Genomic DNA, 20,274 nt, shown 5'->3' with positions numbered 1-20,274 from the left:
AATCTGAAACTACTTTTTTTTTAGAAAAACAATGAATAAAGTTATTATTAGTTATATATTGCATCAATTATGTTGCCAGCAGTAACTTTTACTAATAAATAAACAATTAAATCAAGTGAAGTAACCCTTATCACAATAACCTTTTACTATAATTCAGTCAGAGGCATATGTATATTATCGTATTACCAAATACCGAATATGCAAATATAGTTAGTATGTTATACTATAGCTGATGTGATGTATGGTTATTTGATGAAGCAAAAATATACAAACTTGAGCCAAACAATCCTGATCAACTGATTCATAACTGCACATATACAAATATACTACTACACCTTATCAGATTAACGACTACTCAAAAGGCTACCTTCAGCAGAAGCTAAGGGAGCTCTTGGTCTAGCAAACTACGATGCTGTAGCTGCATTCAATACAATATCAATAATAATGGTTCACAGACAAAAAAATAGGTCCTGAAGCTTTATAAATATATACTCTGGGCCAATGATAACTACTTTAGTCATTTCAAGTATTAAACAAATTTAAATAGAATGAATGTTAACTCGACGAATGATTGGTATGTGTACCATGAGCAAAGGAATAATGTTTAGAAAACTATCAAAAAAAATACTGCTGGCGGTTTAACATTCACATTTGTGATTAATGTTGTCTATAATGCTGGTGACTATACCATGTACTTAAGACATATTAAATATCTATGCTGGAGATAGCGCCAACACTAAAGAGTATAAAAATATGATAATTTAAGTTATTAGATACAATCAGTTATAAAAACTAGAATTGAAGCAAAGCCTAATACTGGTGAAGCTATAAATTACAGATATTCACGTCAAGTTTCTTTCTATATCAATCAAATATTCAACAATAATAACAAAAAACGAAGATACAGGTATTGAAATAAACAACCAAGTTACTTTATCAGTGGCAAGACTAAAACAAGTATTTGCAATGGTGATAAATTATCTTATCGAGATAATATATTCATGATCTTCACTTTATCAGTGTAGAAGATGCTAATAAAGCATTTTATCAAGCTATCAATAAAATTACAAGAACAGACTAAAAGAGCTAAGTTTATCAAATACTCAAAAAAAACAGTCAATCAACAATAATTCAAAAATCAATAACTAATCTTGCTCAAAATAATAATATTGATTCTACTAAATTATGATGCAAGCAAACCAGGCCCAGAGCCTCAATATACATATCCATATGGTATTTGTAGCTATGGTAAATGGAACTGTAGTAAAAGCAGGTGATAGTGAATATAAGTGTAAAATATGACTGGCGCAAAATTCTGTCTACACTTCATTACATAGGATCCTATAAAGAGTATATTTCTGGTGACATTGTTGAAATTAATCGTGTCAAATACACCGCGCAATTGTGAAATAAAGGAGTTAATCATGTAGAAAAAATCATACTCAATATCATCAAGATCCTTGGAATATTATTAAATAATCATCCTAGGCTGCCCATGATGGGATGGTTCAACCAAATAAATTCCAGTCTATTTTATGACCTTTTTTCTCAATCAAATACTTATTACAATCAACAAAATGATTACAGCCTAGAAAACCTCTATGTGCTGATAACGGCGATGGATGTGTAGACTCTAAAACCAAATGCTTTGAACTATCAATAAGAGCTTTTTTATTGCGTGCATGCGAACCCCAAAGCATAAACACAACATTCTGCTTATTTTCTGAAATCTTGCTAATTACAGTATCTGTAAAAGTCTCCCAACCTATATCTTTATGTGAATTTGCTTTATGAGCTTCAACTGTCAAAGTAGTATTCAATAAAAATACTCCTTGCTTTGCCCAATCAACTAAGCAACCATGATTTGGAATTTCAAACTCTGGAATACTGCAAGCAAGCTCTTTATAAATATTTTGTAATGATGGAGGAATATCTACCCCTTTTTGCACTGAGAAGGCCAAACCATGTGCTTGATTATAATTATGATACGGATCTTGACCCAAAATTACCACTTTTAGATTATCTAGCTCAGTATATTTAAAAGCATTAAAAATATTTTCTTTAGCTGGGAAAATCACCTTACCTTTAGCAATTTTAAAAGCTAAGAAGTTTAGTATTTGTTTAAAATAAGGTTTTTGTTTTTCTTCTGAGATAATATCTGACCAAATCATTTTTGGCACTCCTGTAAAATTTGATTAATAAAAATTACTTAAGCAAGCCTCTAGCGGATAGAGATTCAGTTATAACCATTGAGAGACTATTTTTTAGAATTTTTTTATGATTATAACAAAATGAAATATATAAAAAGAAAAAAGTTTACAGAACTTGAAATTAATAGAAATTACTTTTTCTTTTGTGGAGGAAGATCTGTTGCAGTACCTTCATAAACTTCTATAGCCATCATTAAGCTTTCAGATAGAGTAGGATGTGGATGAACTGTAAGAGCTATATCTTCAGCATCACAGCCCATTTCTATTGCAAGAGCTGCTTCTGAAATAAGCTCACCAGCATTAGTACCAGCGATAGATGCACCAATAATTCTATGATTCTCATTAAATAGAACCTTAGTCATACCATCTGATCTACCGATACTTAATGATCTACCACTAGCAGCCCATGGGAACACACCTTTTTCATACTTGATACCTTTAGCTTTTGCAGAAGTCTCTGTCTCACCAACCCAAGCAACTTCTGGATCAGTATAAGCAACAGAAGGAATCACTGAAGGATCAAAACTATGATTAAGACCTGAGACAACCTCAGCAGCAGTCCTACCTTCTGGTACAGCTTTATGCGCAAGCATAGGTTGACCAACAATATCACCGATAGCAAAGATATGCGGAACATTAGTACGAAGTTGTTTATCTACTGGGATAAAGCCTCTTTCGTCAACTTTAACACCTGCTTTTTCAGCATCTATTAACTTACCATTTGGCTTACGACCAATAGCCATAAGTACTCTATCATAGCGCTCTTCTTCAGCAGGATGATCACCTTCCATAGTCACATAAATACCATCTTTACGCGCATCCATAGCTGTTACAGCAGTTTTTAAACGCACTTCATAACGCTTGTTCATCTTCTCGTAGGCTTTGATGATATCTTTATCAACACCGTTCATAAGCTGGTCAGCAAACTCAACAACTGTAATCTTTGTGCCTAGCTCAGAGTAAACCTGTGCCATCTCAAGACCAATAATACCACCACCAACTACAAGCATAGTTTCAGGGATTTCTTTCATTTGCAATGCACCAGTTGAATCAATAATTCTATCATCTTCTGGTACAAACGGTAGCTTAATAACACTTGAACCTGCAGCAATAATACAGTTATCAAAAGTAATCTTTGTAACTTTACCATCAGCGGCATCTACAGCTAGTTCTTTATCAGAAATAAACTTACCGTAACCTTGAACGATTTTGACCTTTCTCATTTGAGCCATACCTTTAAGACTGCCAGTAAGCTTAGCTACAACATCATCCTTATACTTAAGAATTTTATCTTTATTAATTTTCATATCTCTCATTTCAATGATACCATTAGCAGCTAAATGTCTAGCTTCATTTATCACCTTTGCAATATGAAGAAGTGCCTTAGATGGAATACAACCAACATTTAGACACACACCACCAATATTTTCATATCTCTCAACCAAAGTTACTTCTAGTCCCAAGTCAGCCGCTCTAAACGCTGCACTATATCCACCAGGACCACTACCTAAAACTACAAGTTGCGTTTTAATGTCACTCATTTTTAAAACTCCGCTTACATTATGATTTCACGTAAATCAGATAAAATCTGACAATATCTAGTTAAGAATTTAGCTGCTAATGCGCCATCTATCACTCTATGATCTGTAGATAGTGATAATGGTAGCATAGTTCTAGGAACAAAATCTTTACCATTCCAAACAGGTTTCACAGCTGTTTTAGATACACCCATAATAGCTACTTCTGGCATATTAATAACTGGTGTAAATGATGTAGTACCTAATACACCTAAACTTGAGATGGTAAATGTAGCACCTGTCATATCTTTTGCACCAAGTTTACCATCACGAGCTTTGCTAGCCAACTCCATAATATCTTTTGATATTTCAATAATACCTTTTTTATTAGCATCTTTGATTACCGGAACTATTAATCCTGCTGGAGTATCTGCAGCAAAACCAATATTGTAGTATTTTTTGATAATTAAGTTCTCACCATCATTTGATAATGAGCTATTAATTTTTGGGAACTCTTGTAATGCAACTGCAGCCGCTTTAACCAAGAATGATAAAGGCGTAATCTTGATACCATCTTTCTCAGTAAAGGCTTTCTTAGCATTTCTGAATTCTTCTAAGTCTGTGACATCAGCAGCATCATAGAATGTCACATGTGGAATCTTAACCCAGTTACGGTGTAAATTCTTAGCGCTAATCTTGTTAATTCTTGATAATGGTTGAGTCTCAATCTCACCAAACTTACTGAAATCTACTACTGGATCATCTAAAAGATCTAAACCACTACCACTAGCAGTGACCTTTCCAGTCTGCACTTTTGTGATAGCATACTTGATATAATTGTAGCAATCTTCTTTAGTTACACGACCCTTACGACCTGTAGCTTTAACCTTGCTTAGATCAACATTTAAAATTCGCGCTATCTTTCTCACTGCAGGAGAAGCATGAGCATTAGAGTTATCTACGTCATACTCATTTACTGAACTTGATACTAGTGCTGGAACAGCTGCTCTAGTACCAGTCTCAACTTTAAGAATCAAGCTACCTTGCGAAACTTTATCACCAACCTTTGTAACAACTTCAACAACCTTACCTGCTATAGGAGATGGTACTTCCATACTCGCTTTATCTGTTTCTAGTGTGATTAACGAATCCTCTTCTGCTATCTTATCACCGACTTTTACAAATACTTCAATCACATCGACACTATCATAATCGCCAATATCTGGAACTTCAACATCGACAATTTGACTCGCTGCAGCTGCTGCAGGAGCTTGGCTAGTTGATTGTGGTTGTGATTTTGTAGCAGCAGCTTGATCACTACTACCATCGACATCAACTTCCATTATCGCAGTTCCTTGTGAAACTTTATCACCAACTTTTACAGTTAACGTAGTGATTTTACCAGCAACTGGAGAAGGAACCTCCATACTTGCTTTATCTGTTTCTAACGTAATTAGTGAATCTTCTTTAGCGATAACATCACCCACAGCAACATTAACCTCGATCACATCAACGTTATCATAATCCCCAATATTAGGGACTTTAACTATCTTTATAGACATTAATATCTCCTTACCAATTAGCTATAAAATGGTGTCATACGCTCTGGATTTATATTGTACTTCTCGATGGCATCCTTAACTTCGCTAGCTTCAACTTTGCCGTCTAAATATAGTGCATATAATGAAGCAACAACGACATGGTATCTATCGACCTCAAAGAAACTTCTTAGAGCTACACGAGTATCAGATCTACCAAAACCGTCTGTACCTAAGTTTACAAATTTATGCGGTATAAACTCTCTTAACTGATCAGTATAAAGCTTAATATAATCAGTAGAAGCAATTACAGGACCTTGCTCGTTCTTAAAGCACTTCTCGATATAGCTCTCTTTTTTCTCTGCAGTTGGATGAAGCATATTAGTTCTAGCTACATCTTTAGCTTCTCTATAAAGCTCGTTTGCTGAAGTCATGCTCCAAACATTAGAGGTAATACCATACTCTTCTTTTAACATCTTAGCTGCAGCTTCAACTTCTCTTAGAATAGAGCCTGAACCTAATAACTGCACATGTTTAGCCGCTGGTTTTTTCTCTTCCTCTAACTTATACAGACCTTTGATAATACCTTCTTCACAACCTTCTGGCATTGCTCTATGAGAATAGTTTTCATTCATTACTGTGATATAGTAATACACATGATCACCATCAACATACATTCTCTTCATACCTTCGCCAAGAATTACAGCTAATTCATAAGCATAAGTAGGATCATAAGAGATACAGTTAGGGATAAGTCCAGCTTGGATATGACTATGACCATCCTCATGCTGTAGACCTTCACCATTTAGAGTTGTACGCCCTGACGTTCCACCGATGACAAAACCTTTTGCCATCGAATCACCAGCTGCCCATGCAAGATCACCAAACCTTTGGAAACCAAACATTGAGTAGTAAATCATGAAAGGAATCATTGGCACCTTATGTACACTATATGAAGTAGCTGCTGCGATCCAAGAACAAAAACCACCTTGCTCGTTGATACCCTCTTGTAAGATCTGACCATCTACTGACTCTTTGTAGAACATCACTTGTTGTTTATCTTCTGGTACATATTGCTGACCATGCCGATTATAGATACCTAGCTGTCTAAACAAGCCTTCCATACCAAAAGTACGCGATTCGTCAACTGTAATTGGTACAATATGCTTACCAATTTGTTTATCTTTTACTAATGCTGATAAAATTCTTACAAAAGCTGTAGTAGTTGAGAATTTTCTATCACCACTATCATCTAATAAGCTCTTAGCAAAATCTTTATAGCTTGGAACTTGTAGTGCTTGCTTATTCTCTAATCTCCTAGGAATATAACCACCTAAGTCTTTTCTCTTAGAATGAAGATACTTCATTTCTGGAGAATTTTCATCTAACTTAATAAGTCTATAGTTTTCAACATCTTCTTTTGTAGCAGGAACATCAAATCTATTTTTAATGTGCTCAAGTGCATCAGTATCAAGCTTTTTAACGTTATGGGCAATATTTTTAGACTCTCCCCATTCACCTAAACCATAGCCTTTAACAGTCATAGGTAAGATAATGGTTGGACGACCATTTGCATTGTCTACAGCTTTTTTGTAAGCAGCATAGATTTTAAGTGGATCATGACCTCCTCGACGAAGTGCTGCTAAATCAGTATCTGACATATCTTTAGCTAGAGCTTCTAAGTCTTCATCTCCACTAAAGACTACCGATCTACACTCTGCTCCGCCATGTGCTTTAATAGTATGCATCTGACCATCATTTAATGAGCTTAATCTTTCTTGTAATTTTTTGCCTGCTTTTGGATCATTTAATAATTTATCCCAATCACTACTCCACAGTACTTTGATAACGTTCCATCCTGCACCAGTAAATACATCTGCAAGCTCTTCTACAATATTACCATTACTATTTACAAGACCATCTAGTCTCTGAAGATTACAGTTAACTACAAAAATAAGATTATCTAGACCTTCACGACCTGCTCTAGTGATAGAACCGATTGACTCTGGCTCATCCATCTCACCATCACCACAAAAAGCCCAAACTTTACGATCAGAAGTTTTAGCTAAGCCTCTTGCCTCTAGATACTTCATAAATCTAGCCTGATAAATGGCTTGCAGAGGACCAAGTCCCATAGAAACTGTAGGAAACTGCCAGTATGTAGGCTGTAAATAAGGATGCGGGTAAGAAGAAACAGCATTTTCGCCATTAAAAGCTTGTTTTCTAAAGTTAGCTAACTGTTCTGCTGTAATTCTACCCTCTAGAAAAGAGCGAGCATAAATAATAGGAGATAGATGTCCTTGATAGAATATCAAATCACCAGCATGTTTATCATTTGGTGCCTTCCAGAAGTGATTAAAACCAACTTCATAAAGTGTCATAGCACCAGCACCAGTACTAATATGACCACCTATTGAGCCATCTTTTTTGTTAGCTGCTGCTACTATAACTGTAGAGTTCCATCTATTTATAGCTTCTATCTTTTGTTCAAGCTCAATATCACCAGGATAACTAGGTTGTTCGGAAACATCTATAGAGTTAACATATTTTTTAACTTTAGCTGCCGCATAAGCATTCTCAAAACCAAGCTCAGAACCTTTATTTAACAATTGTTCAAATAAAAACTTAGCTCTATCAACACCTTCTCTTTTAATGACATCTTCAAAGGCCTCAAGCCATTCTTGGGTCTCTAAAACATCAATATCTTTAGTAAAATCCGACATCTTTTATCCTCCGAATTAATCGAATATTAACGAAATTAAAACTTATTGCCAGATTATAAGCCAATAGATATACAACATCAACCAATAACAAGCTTGTTAACTATTTAATTAGTTTAATTATAATCTTGTAAAACTTTATTAACAACTTCAATAACCTCAAAGATTACTATATAACTTAGATTATGTCTTAGATATTTTCGCTAAAACACTGAGTTTACAAGGCTTTTTACCTTAAATATCATCAAGGATTTCTTCTAAGCATATTAAATACTTTTCGAAATATCTTTTTCAAGCCAAGAAGATAAGACTTCGACTTATGCCCAGCTAGCTTTTCAACAATCTTTATAAATGTTTAGATTTTTTTGTTATTAATAGACTAATTATGACTACTAAAGTGAGCTCTCACTATGCTTTTAAATATAATCTATAACAGATAATCAATATTATCTTGATTATCAAACACATCTAAAACAAAGTCAAAATCTAATGAAAAAGCAATAACTTTAAAGACTTCGGCAAGCTTGTCATTAATTAGTAATTCTTTTATATCATTACTATATTTTAAGTGCTGTTTTGTACTTAAGCGTTGCGATATATCACTAAAAACCTTAGAGATGCCAGCTCTTTTGAGAAAATTCGCTTGAGTCATATAGCCATCAAGTTGGAAACCCACTTCAACTGCTGCCTCAGTAACAGTTGTAAAATCAACATGGGCAGTAATATCCTGTTCGCCAATATTTATAAATGGTTCAAAATTAACATGATGCTGATGATAACATGCTAAATTTCCCATATATCTTTCTTTTGAATAATACAGAGCCCTATGATATCCATAATCACATAAAAAAACTATACCATGTGATAAAAACTCAAGCAAAGATTTAATCCATGGTCGTATCCAAGTATTTATCTCACTTATATAACCATTATCAAAGGTAATGCCATCATTTAGAATTCTATTTAACTCATACTCAAAACGAAAATCATTTTGTGGCATGTCAGAGAATTTAAAACCATCGTTTGCAACAATAACACCCTGCTGTATTAATTTATTATTTTTATATCTAAAAACATCAACAGGCATTGCATCTAAAAGTTCATTAGCAAATACAATAGCTTTAATCTTTTGTTCAGGTAATTTATTAAGCCAGATAAATCTGTCATATAAATGCGGTCTATTTTCCTTAATGTATTGCTGCTGTCTTAATCTCAGATCATTACTTAACTCTATAATTACGTAATGTTTTGGCAACTTTGCCAAACTCTCAAGCTCATCAATACAATCTGCAGCAAACTTACCATTACCTGCACCAAATTCTATAATACTACAGTCATTACCAAGTTGACAAAGTACAATTGCAAACTGTCTAGCAAAGGTTCGCGCAAATAAAGACGTTTGGGAGGTGGCGGTAATAAAATCACCTTGAGAGGAGATTTTTTCTTTTGTTCCAGAATAATAACCTAGTTGAGGATAGTATAAAGCCATTTGCATAAAATCTCTAAATAGCAGTGGCTGCTTAGATGATTTTATCCGCTCTAAGATAATATTTTTAAGCGACACAAAATACCAATTTATAAAATATAAAACTCTAATTAATTTTAAGCTTAAAATATATTTTATTCAAAAAATATATGACTTTCTAAAAAAAAAATATTAAAATTTGTGCTCAAATAATTTTTACAAGCAAATTGTAGATGAATTTTATAAACACTTATCCAATTGGTATAACTGGCGGTATTGCAAGTGGTAAATCAACAGCAACAAGAATTCTCAAAGAAAAACTAAACTTAAATGTTGTGTGTGCAGATACTATAAGTAGAGAAATCACTAAAAAACCTTCAGTAATAAAAAAAATAGCCGAACAATTTGGTAATGAAATAATAATGAATAAGCAGATAAACAGAGCTATGCTGAGAGCTATTATTACTGAGTCTAAAGAAGCTAAAAAATGGTTAGAAGATTATCTACATCCAGTAATAAACAAAGAGATAAAGAAACAAATAAAAGAATCTGACACTGTTATGACGATTGTTGATATCCCACTACTAGGACCATACAACTTTCGTCACTACGATTATTTAAAAAGAGTAATAGTTATCAAAGCAGATCTTGAAACTAGAATTAGAAGACTAATGGAGCGTGATGGCAAAAATAGACAGCAAGCCGTTGCTTTTATAAATCTACAAATATCTGATAAAGAAAGAGAAAAAATAGCTGATTTTATCATAGATAATACTGAACTAAGTGATCAAGAATTAGAAAATAAATTAATTGATACAATTAATAACATAACAAACTTGACTAACTAAAAATAAGGCTATATAATCTGGCTCAGATTTTGCACCCATAGCTCAACTGGATAGAGTACTCGGCTACGAACCGAGCGGTTAGGGGTTCGAATCCCTTTGGGTGCGCCATGCTTCAGAAATTTGCGGGAATAGCTCAGTGGTAGAGCACAACCTTGCCAAGGTTGGGGTCGCGAGTTCGAGCCTCGTTTCCCGCTCCATAAATTTATGATAAATTCTCTTATTTTGACAGTCCTTATATGCTAAAATTCACATTATTTAAAAATGTATTAATAAGCCAATAGAGATAAAAATGTCACAAAAAATAATTTTAACTGGGGTTACTCCATCAGGAACGCCACATTTAGGTAACTATATTGGTGCTATTAAACCAGCAATAGAAATGATTAAGAATGATCAATATAAATGTATGTACTTTATTGCTGACCAACATTCATTAATCAAGCTTTGGGATAAAAAATTACGCCAGCAATACATTTATGAAATAGCCTCATCTTGGCTAGCACTTGGTCTTGATCCAGATAAAGCTTACTTCTATCGTCAGTCAGATATCCCTGAGATAATGGAATTAACATGGATTATCAGTACAACTACTGCTAAAGGACTGCTCAATCGTGCTCATGCTTACAAAGCTTTAGTTGACCAAAATATTCAAGAGGGGAATACTGACCATGATAAAGGTATAACTATAGGATTATTTAACTATCCTGTACTTATGGCTGCAGATATTCTTATGTTTGATGCAGATCTAGTTCCTGTTGGTAAAGACCAAATTCAACATATAGAAATAGCTCGAGATATCGCCAACCGTTTCAACCATATTTACCAAAAATCAATTCTTAAAGCACCTCAAGCTCTGACAAGTGAAGATAGCCAAACTATACTTGGTTTAGATGGTCGCAAGATGTCAAAAAGCTACGATAATATTATAGCTATTTTCTCAACAGAGAAAAAACTTAAAAAACAAGTAATGAAAATCATTACAAATTCTCAAACACCTGAAGAGAAAAAAGATCCAAATAATTGTACTATTTATGCAATATATAAAAGTATTGCAAGCCAATCAGAGATAATTGCCCTAGAAGAGAAGTACTTAGCAGGTGGACTTGGTTGGGGAGATACCAAACAAATACTTTTTGAAAAAATAAATGAGTATCTAAGAGATGCTAGAGAAAAATACGACTATTATATACATAATCCTAAAATTGTTGATGATATTCTTAGTCAAGGAGCTGCAAAGGTACACCCTTTCGCAAAAAATAAACTCAAAGAAATTAAAGATATCATAGGAATTTAAAATGCAGAAGTTAGGTAATATAATTATTGCTAACTATAGCATTCATTCTTTAGCACTTATATGCTGGGCGAAGCAAAATTTATCAGATAACTTCTGTGTTTTATCTGTAGATACAGGATTTGCTGCAGCTAGGTGGAATAGTTATTTAGCAGCAGTTTTTGACTGGCTAAAAAGAGAAAATATAAACTACTTTCATTTAAATTCAGAAAATACTTTCCAAGAATTAGTTTTAACACGCAAGCAATTTCCATCGCAAAAGTTTAGCTGGTGTGCTAGTTTTCTAAAAGGCATAACTTTACTTAATAAAATCGATGAGCTTGATGCTAATGGTAATGCCACTATTTTACTTAGTCATCGCAAAGATATGTCTAGTGTATCACAGCTTTTAAAAAATATAGATGAAGAAGAAAGATATGATTGTAGACATTTAGCATATCCTTTACTAAATAATAGCTATAATGACATTTGCGACTTAACCAAAGAGTTACCATTTGAACCTGCAAAACATAGTCTTGAATGCCAACCATGTATACATTTAACGCAGCAGCAGTTTAAGATATTGACAAAACAAGATATTGAGAAAGTAACTGATTTAGAAGTTAAAACAAACAGCTTTATGTTTGGAGATCTACCTTTTAGCAAGTTAAGTGATGGTTTCTTTACACAAAAGAATTTATTAGAAGAATTATCAAAAGCATGCAGTTGGGAATATAGCTGTGGCTTATAGGGAATTATTATGAGTGAATATTTTTTATTTAGTTTGCTAACTGTTGTAGCAGCATTGATGAGTTACATTAATACTAAGTTTCTAAAGTTACCCAAGGCAATAGGCTTAACAATTCTCTCAATAACCTTTTCGGCACTATGTGCCTCTTTTTTAAGTCCATCAAATTTTTTAGTAGTGGCTTTATCAAGTTTTGATTTCAAAAAAACAGTTCTTGATGGAATGTTATCTTTCTTATTATTTGCCAATGCGCTACATTTTAATATGATTGATCTAAAAAAAGAACTAAAAGCCATATTTGGACTTGCAAGTATTGGTCTATTACTATCAGCGCTTACAACTGCTATATTAATTTACGGCTTCTGTCTATTAGTTGGTTTTGATATTAGCTTAGGCTATTGCTTAGTTTTCGGCGCATTAATTTCACCTACTGATCCTATTGCTGTAATTAGTACTCTTGCTGGTAACAAATCTATACCTAAGCATATAAAAACTCGTGTAGTTGGCGAGTCACTATTTAATGATGCTACAGGTATTGTCCTTTTCGTCGTATTATCAAATATCGTTTTCTTTGGTAGTGGTGGTGATTTTGGACAAGCTATTAATGGTCATGGTATTGAATATGTTTGGATAATAGCTAAACAAATTGGCTCAGAAGCTGGTGGTGGCATACTACTTGGTTATATATTTGCTAGAGTCGCACTAATATTTCTCAAAACTAATCAGGACTCTGAAACTTCAATTTTTGTAACATTAGCTGTAGCAAGCATGGGATATGTAATCGCTCATAGCTTACATGTATCAGGACCTATTGCCATGGTCGTTGCTGGTTTATTCATAGGTAATAATCTTTCAGATCGTAAAAAAACATCTCCAGATCAAGTAGAAAAACTCGATAACTTTTGGATGGTTATTGATAATATGCTTAACTCTTTCTTATTTATACTCATAGGTTTAGAGTTAACTAGTATACCATTTTATCATGGCGCTTTTTGGGTTGGTGCTGCTGGCATATTCATTGTAACATTTGCTAGATTAATTAGTATATCAATACCAATTACTGTAATTGATAAAAAACTTACTCGAGCTTCAGCGAGAGATAATTTGCTTGTAGCTTGGTCTGGAGTCAGAGGTGGTATATCTTTAGCCTTAGCATTATCATTACCTGACGAAGGTAATGTTATAGTTAGTATCACCTATACTGTAGTTATCTTATCGATACTTGCTCAAGGCTCTACTTTGAAGATAGTTCTAAATATGATTTATCCTCACAATATTACTAAGAAAGCTGCAAATACTATAGATAACTAATAAATTATTCGTATTTATGTTTATAGTATTTGAATATAACTATCTACCTGTATTGCTTATGGCGTTGAGTATGTAGGTTTACGCGAATTAATTCGATAATTAATCCACGCACTAATGTCCAAATAGTTTGTAGTTTGCATACATTTTTTTACAAATTCTTTGATCAGACAACGATATTGATCCGTATAAAACCTATCCCATAAATAGGTCACATATGACTTTATAATAGGGATTTTTTACGTTGGTTTTTGGATATTTTTTAGTTGTCTTGGATATATCTAACAATCACTATAGCAAGATTTACCAATCCAATTGGAATTAAAATACAATATGCTAGACTGAAAGCCTAAAATTGGTGCAACTTCACAAACATATACCACAATCTCATCATCTTGAGAATTTCCAACTAGAGCTGCAAATAAAAATGCTAAGCTTATCGGCCCCTATTCGACTAATAATGTAATAGAGCCAATTACTGCTAAATTAGATGATAGTAAAACGATAAAACTCATAATATTAACTGCCACAATTACTTAACTTGAAAAATCTTTAATTTCTTTGAATTTGTTGGCACGAAAGAAAGTTTAAATAAAATATCAACTGAAATTATATTACCTATGCATCAAATTAAGTATTTGTAACCAAATTATCTTTGTCTCATTAACTCTTCAATAATAATATTGATATATAAACCAGTATAGATTTAAAATGCTAATGTTTTACAATAAAACGTACTTTTTGATTTATTGAAATTTAGCACAATTTTAAATTACGATTTTTGATAAAAGATAATATATGTTGAATAAACATAATAGTAAAAAATATTTTCTATAGCTATTTTATAGTGATACTTGTTCTTATAGCTATATTTAATTTAGTTTCTTATATATTTCATATGTTTATTATCTAAATACACAAATTATATATATCTATAAATGATATAACCACTTATTTGAAATTATACCTTTTATGATGATTTAGTAGATGTTACTATATAGCACTTCTAAATTTAACACCATGTATAGTATAGATTTTTGACACTAAAGCTAATCATGAACTACAAAGAAAAAAGTTAAAAATATACTTAAAATCAAGATATTATAAAAGCTATATATATTTGTTACCCTAAAAATTTTATATACTACATTTTATATTATTATCAATAATAATATCAATATTCTTTCCTCTAAAATTAATATGTAGTTAGTCTTTACTATTTAGCCTAATCAGGTTCAATTTACTACTAAAAATATTGAACTTATTGCAAAAACTCTATTTTTTAAATTTTACTTTCTATAAAAAAAATAAAAAATAGAGTTTTTACTCTAAATGCAATATCTCATGATTTTTAAACCACTCTTACAAAAGCTAAACTATTGATAGAGAATAAATATTCCAATAATTCATTAATTCTTAAATATTTTGACGATATGAATACTTTTTTCTCAGATACCTACCTACTTACAACAAAAAAGTAATAAAAAATTGAGCCTATTAAAACATATATAGTAAATTTTATGGAATGCTTATGTGAGGATTATGAAGTTTATACTTCTATTCTTCAATAGAAGAAGGAATTGTATATATTCAAATCAAAGAGATGAAAAGAGCTTTTTCAAATATAATAAATAATATATTAAATATACTGGTTATGTTGATATTGTATCGTAAAAAAGATATTTGAAGTCAACAATTCCAAATATCTATCGAAAACAATTTAACCACGTAGTTTTAAAGTGACTACTAAACTTAAAGATCAAAATTATTAAATAATTTGACTGTATATAAAGTTTTGGCTGATTTATAAACCATATTTACAATATGTTTAATATCTAATTTCATAAATAAATAATTTCGCTTAAAACTAACAACTACTAATAATTATAAAAGATATTTTTACAACTTTTGAATTTGTCGAAGCCCACAATAAACTTCGCTGTTAAATTGACTGTCTTCTGCTTAGTAAACTTAGCTGTTTAGCTCAAAATCTACAAAAGTAACAAATGTTTACAATTTTTTCAAAATTGAACATCTATTAACATTATTTTCAACAATTATTGTTAACTTTAAAGTAACTATTTAATCTAAAATATAAAAATAGGAGTAAAGATGAAAAAATAGTTTTATTAAGTTTAGATCTTTCTAGCAGTCCATCTTTTGGTTCAGAATATATTAATTTATCAGCTAGAAATAATATTAACTCTCATGTATTAGTCAATATCTCACAACAGTTAGATAGTATTATATAACTTCTGATTACTTAGAATATCTAACTGAATCTAAAGATTATACTAAATATATACTAATTCTAAGCTAGAATAAAGAGCTAATTAAAACATAATTTTTAGGAAGTTTGAAGAAAATAAAATGTCTGAAAATGATACTGAGTATCGTAAAGAGATTGATAAGTTAAAATATTTTAATTCTAGAAATAAAGCCTATCAATCTACTATATAAGCTGTACTATTTCCAAGATTTCATTGAATTATAAGTCATATTATATGTGCTGAAATCTCAAAAATGGAAATTTCCTCAAATGATGTCTAAAAACTTTAAAGAAATAATTTACATTTATTTACATTTATTTACATTTATTTACATTTATTTACATTTATTTACATTATATCATTAGATGTAAATATAATTTTTATAATTAAACTAATTATGAAAAGTATTTTAGTTGTCAATGACGAAAAAGAAATAAGAATAAACTTAAGAGACTTATTAGAAAAAGAGGGCTATAAATTTATATTGCAGATTCAGCAGAAACAGCAGAGAGTATTCTAAACTCACAAAAAATTTACTTAATGTCATTATATATTATAATGCCTATAATGAAAGTGGCTTAGATTTTTGTAAAATGATATGTTTATTAGAAAGATTATAAATATAGTTACTGCTACAGCTTCAGATGATGAGATAGATCAAACTCTAGCATACAAATTTGGTGCTAAATACTATTATATCAAAACCTTTCAATATAAAGCTTTTATTAGCAAAAATAAACTACTATTAACAGGAGTATGATTCGCTCTAGATGTTTATTTTTTTGACGGAGTTGTTTTTGATACTTAGAGAAAACAATTCAAAATAAATATGATACACTTTATCAACTTAGTAATATTGAATATCAAATATTGCTCTTATTGACTGAAAATGTTTATAGTGTTAAAAACGCGACAAAATTTTTTCAAGCGTTATAATCGTCCTTATGATGGTTATAGCCTAAGTGTAGATGCTACAATTAGTAAAATTATAAAAAAGATAAATGATAAAGATAAAGTTACTTATACTCACAAGTCCACAAAATGGTTACTACTTAAACAAAGAAGTAAAAAAGTTCGCCTCACAAAGTGATCTATCAGATTTCATAAAATCTTATAATCAATAGTTTAAATTGTAATTAATTTAGCAATTTCTTTGCAGGTGCATATTATTTGCATCATTTGGTGAATATATACTTGTATCCATTATTTATGACATCAAGCTATGATATTGATAGTTTCTACCATAGAAATCAAAATAATTATCTATAAATTCTTCTGGAAAAGCTACTTTAAGCGTATCCTCTTGTGGTTGAGGATAAGACATATAATACTTGCTGCTGATTACTACCCCAAACTTATTATGCGTGTATAAATACTGTTCATATCAATCACAGAAACTTGATCATCACTTAAATTAGCTGCTTGGCACCTTGAGATGTATGATTAGATAATTCTAGCACGCCATTTTATATGTCTCATAAATAACAGCACAAACATTGAAACTAATCATAACAGCTATAATATAATATTAATAACATTTTAACTCTTTGATAAAATTACTATTGTTCTTTAACATTGCCAAAGCTTTTTCATAATCACAGTCATTTAGTATCATTACTATTGCAACCTTGACGGATTTATTCGCTTTTAAGTAAAAATCCGCTGCTGTCATATAATCTACTCCCGTAGCTTCACAGATAATATTTTTTGAGCGCTCAACTAGCTTTTGGTTAGTAGGTTTTACATCTATCATTAGATTTTGATAGACTTTACCGATAGCAACCATTGAAAGAGTCGATATCATATTTAGAATAAGCTTTTGAGTAGTTCCAGCTTTTAATCTTGTTGAACCTGTCAAAACCTCAGGCCCTGGTACTGCCTCTATGGTATATTTAGCATATCTAGATATTTTTGCCTGCTTAGTACAACTAATAGCAACTGTAGCTACACCGATAGAATTAGCATACTCAAGAGCGCCAATAACATATGGTGTCCTACCACTTGCAGTAATACCTATTACAATATCTTTAGCTGTAAGATTTATACTCTGTAAATCTTCTTTGCCAAAATTAACATTATCTTCAGCTCCTTCTTGGGCTTGGATAAAAGCCTTCTCCCCACCAGCTATCAAGCCTATAACCGTATTATAATCAACACTGAAAGTTGGTGGACACTCTACAGCATCTAATATACCTAATCTACCACTAGTACCTGCCCCAATGTATACAATCCTACCAGCATTTTTTAAAGCATAAGATGTTGCTAAAATCACCTCTGTTATATTTGTATGCTGTTCTTTTAGAGCTTCAATTACACTATACTCTTCATCTATCATTAAATTGACTGCTTCAGCTATAGATATTGAATCAAGATTAAAGCTTCTAGGGTTTCTTTTTTCCGTATTAATATTTTCTAAGATATTCATAATTTGATTTCCTTGACTATTCCTAAAGGATAAAGATACTTACTATCTAAATATACAGGAGCAGCTGGCTCATTATCTTCTTCATTTTTAGCTTTGCTATTCTTTTTTGTTAACTCTTGTTTTTTTCTTTCAGCTATCGATTTTGATTTAGTTTTATTTTGGGAAAAAGATTTAATTTTATCATTAATTTCAGATTTATCCTGTGGCTGATCTTCATCACCTAGTTCATCTCTAATTTCCTGTACTTTAAGATCTAATGCCTCTGATTGAATATATATCTTATTAATTGTGTTTTTAACAGCATCAAAATCAGCTAAAATTTGTGGGCTAGATGCTGCTAAATCAATCTCTTGGAGTATGTCAAAGTCGTAATTAAGTTGCATAACTTTATCTGGTGTAAATACAAATAAATAGCCAAACTTTGATACAACTAACTGAATACCTTTATTTTTTTTATCAGCTTTTTTTTTTGATTTTGGTAAGCCAACAACCATATCACTACTTTGATTATCCAAGTCAAACTCTTTTTCAAGACTATTTGAGCCGTATTCCAAACTTATAAAACTACCATAGCCTTTTTTATATTCGTAACGATGTAATTTATTAGGCTCAAATGTAATTATATATATCGAATCATTAGATTTTGACACTATTATTGGTTTACCAAAGTTCTCTCCATCAACATATGTATCTAGACTTTTACCAACACGATGATCACCGTTATAATTAAAATCACTGATACCCATAAGTGTTTTGCTTTGATCATTAGGATGAAATATCAGCACCATATTAGCCTCAAGATTACTTGCCATATCTGGCACTAGTAACTTAACTGTATCTTCATTTAACTCTTCTTTGAAGTCAATTTTATCAGCCAATTTGACAACATAATTTTTATTGATAGATGAATACTCTGAATAGTAGACTTCTAACTGTTGCCTAGTTATTTTTTTTCTTTTAGTAGCATTATCATTGGTATTACTACCACTTTGGTTTTGTCCACCACTTCTAACAATTAACAGCTCAGGAGGTGCATCATTTTTATCAAAATACCAAACTACATCAATAATACCATCTTTGATAAATTGCTCTCCTGATGAACTCATACCTCTGCCACCGCCACTAGTTACAGCTTGCCACTTACCAATTTGATTACCCAGAGCTTCATTATCAGCTGCTAAACCTTTGACCTCTTCATTAATAAGATCATCTAAAAGTATATCTGTAGTAAATAATTTATCTGTATCATATAGGAGTAAATATAATCTCCACTTACCCTTCTCAAGGTTCCAGCCTACCTTAACTTTATAGTCTGTTGCCATTTTATCTAGAATTGGCACACCAATTTTTGCATTTTTTGTAAAAATATTTAACTGCTTATTCTGTTTTTGTATAAAGCCAATAAATCCTTTTGGTGTATCATCAATAGTACCATCACTTTTTAAGCGATAAATTCTCTCTTGGTAATCAGTCATAGCATCAATATTTATCATCGGCACATTAATCGGGATAAAATCGTCATCAAAACTTTGGTAGCTATTTGCCGCTAACGCATTGTAGATAATCCTTTCAGTAAGATCAACATGTGTACCTAAGTTAAAAGCTTTATATATTACATCATAACTATCATATTGCTGAGACTGAAAAAGTTCTACATTTGTATTATTGGGGAAAAACGATGATATATTATCCTTATTAACTATAATTTGAAACTTACTATCGCCTATTTCAAACTCCGATGATTTTGTGAAATTTATATCATCTTTAACTTTATATATATAGGTTTCACCTAAGACTTTCTCATTATTATTTTTGATGATACTTTTAGTAGTCAAAAGTCCCATCTTAAATGTATATAAAAGACCTGTAAGCATCACCATAATCACAAAAGAAAATACCAAAGCCATTAACAATGCCGAACCAGAAACTTTTGATTTTAGTCTTTTATACATTAT

Annotated in this window: 13 protein-coding genes, 2 tRNA genes and 2 pseudogenes; 9 read left to right on the top strand and 8 right to left on the bottom strand. The window is 31.5% G+C overall.

Going from position 1 to position 20,274, the window contains the following annotated elements:
* The first annotated feature begins 31 nt into the window (after positions 1-31).
* A pseudogene (locus FSC845_RS10010) lies at positions 32-1,479 on the top strand (chitin-binding protein).
* 29 nt (positions 1,480-1,508) lie between these two features.
* Here the strand turns inward: FSC845_RS10010 and ung are convergent.
* The 5 genes from ung to FSC845_RS03385 all read right to left on the bottom strand — a co-directional run bounded on the left by ung (position 1,509) and on the right by FSC845_RS03385 (position 9,549).
* Positions 1,509-2,171 carry a uracil-DNA glycosylase gene (ung, locus tag FSC845_RS03405; RefSeq protein ID WP_064460733.1) on the bottom strand — a complete coding sequence of 221 codons (663 nt, stop codon included), beginning with the start codon at positions 2,169-2,171 and terminating at the stop codon, positions 1,509-1,511.
* Between the two features lie 170 nt (positions 2,172-2,341).
* Entirely contained in the window at positions 2,342-3,751 is a 1,410-nt protein-coding gene (gene lpdA / locus FSC845_RS03400; protein ID WP_064460732.1) for a dihydrolipoyl dehydrogenase, read from the bottom strand.
* Positions 3,752-3,765: 14 nt separating this feature from the next.
* Positions 3,766-5,289, bottom strand: coding sequence for a dihydrolipoyllysine-residue acetyltransferase (locus tag FSC845_RS03395; protein WP_064460731.1), 1,524 nt, complete (start codon positions 5,287-5,289; stop codon positions 3,766-3,768).
* Between the two features lie 17 nt (positions 5,290-5,306).
* Positions 5,307-7,988 (bottom strand): pyruvate dehydrogenase (acetyl-transferring), homodimeric type, encoded by a 2,682-nt coding sequence (gene aceE / locus FSC845_RS03390; RefSeq protein ID WP_064460730.1) that lies wholly within the window; start codon positions 7,986-7,988, stop codon positions 5,307-5,309.
* Positions 7,989-8,412: 424 nt separating this feature from the next.
* Positions 8,413-9,549: a class I SAM-dependent methyltransferase gene (locus tag FSC845_RS03385; RefSeq protein ID WP_064460729.1), complete on the bottom strand. Its 1,137-nt coding sequence runs from the start codon at positions 9,547-9,549 to the stop codon at positions 8,413-8,415.
* Positions 9,550-9,683: 134 nt separating this feature from the next.
* On the opposite strand from FSC845_RS03385, the gene coaE reads away from it, so the two are divergent.
* From coaE to FSC845_RS08755, 8 genes are all read left to right on the top strand, one after another.
* Complete coding sequence (gene coaE / locus FSC845_RS03380) at positions 9,684-10,298, top strand: dephospho-CoA kinase (RefSeq protein ID WP_064460728.1); 615 nt, start codon at positions 9,684-9,686, stop codon at positions 10,296-10,298.
* 31 nt (positions 10,299-10,329) lie between these two features.
* Positions 10,330-10,406 (top strand) — tRNA-Arg (locus tag FSC845_RS03375).
* Between the two features lie 14 nt (positions 10,407-10,420).
* Positions 10,421-10,495: transfer RNA gene (locus FSC845_RS03370), tRNA-Gly, on the top strand.
* Between the two features lie 92 nt (positions 10,496-10,587).
* Complete coding sequence (trpS, locus tag FSC845_RS03365; RefSeq protein ID WP_064460727.1) at positions 10,588-11,592, top strand: tryptophan--tRNA ligase; 1,005 nt, start codon at positions 10,588-10,590, stop codon at positions 11,590-11,592.
* A 1-nt stretch (position 11,593) separates the two neighbouring features.
* On the top strand, positions 11,594-12,319 hold the full coding sequence (locus tag FSC845_RS03360) for a hypothetical protein (RefSeq protein ID WP_064460726.1): 726 nt from the start codon (positions 11,594-11,596) through the stop codon (positions 12,317-12,319).
* A gap of 9 nt (positions 12,320-12,328) precedes the next feature.
* Complete coding sequence (locus FSC845_RS03355; RefSeq protein ID WP_064460725.1) at positions 12,329-13,627, top strand: cation:proton antiporter; 1,299 nt, start codon at positions 12,329-12,331, stop codon at positions 13,625-13,627.
* Positions 13,628-16,492: 2,865 nt separating this feature from the next.
* Complete coding sequence (locus tag FSC845_RS08760) at positions 16,493-16,654, top strand: response regulator (RefSeq protein ID WP_227806641.1); 162 nt, start codon at positions 16,493-16,495, stop codon at positions 16,652-16,654.
* 129 nt (positions 16,655-16,783) lie between these two features.
* Positions 16,784-16,984, top strand: coding sequence for a hypothetical protein (locus FSC845_RS08755; RefSeq protein ID WP_227806640.1), 201 nt, complete (start codon positions 16,784-16,786; stop codon positions 16,982-16,984).
* Between the two features lie 51 nt (positions 16,985-17,035).
* Here the strand turns inward: FSC845_RS08755 and FSC845_RS03345 are convergent.
* From FSC845_RS03345 to FSC845_RS03335, 3 genes and pseudogenes are all read right to left on the bottom strand, one after another.
* Positions 17,036-17,404, bottom strand: a pseudogene (locus FSC845_RS03345) (hypothetical protein).
* Between the two features lie 18 nt (positions 17,405-17,422).
* The gene (gene murQ / locus FSC845_RS03340) at positions 17,423-18,319 is read right to left on the bottom strand and encodes an N-acetylmuramic acid 6-phosphate etherase (RefSeq protein WP_064460724.1); all 897 of its coding nucleotides are present in this window, start codon (positions 18,317-18,319) and stop codon (positions 17,423-17,425) included.
* Positions 18,316-20,271 (bottom strand): hypothetical protein, encoded by a 1,956-nt coding sequence (locus FSC845_RS03335; RefSeq protein ID WP_064460723.1) that lies wholly within the window; start codon positions 20,269-20,271, stop codon positions 18,316-18,318. Before FSC845_RS03335 ends, murQ begins: the two co-directional genes overlap by 4 nt.
* Positions 20,272-20,274: the final 3 nt, after the last annotated feature.

The organism is Francisella persica ATCC VR-331 (assembly GCF_001653955.1).
GTDB lineage: Bacteria > Pseudomonadota > Gammaproteobacteria > Francisellales > Francisellaceae > Francisella > Francisella persica.
The sequence above is the reverse complement of the archived record's forward strand: the minus strand, read 5'-3'. Positions and strand labels throughout refer to the sequence as shown.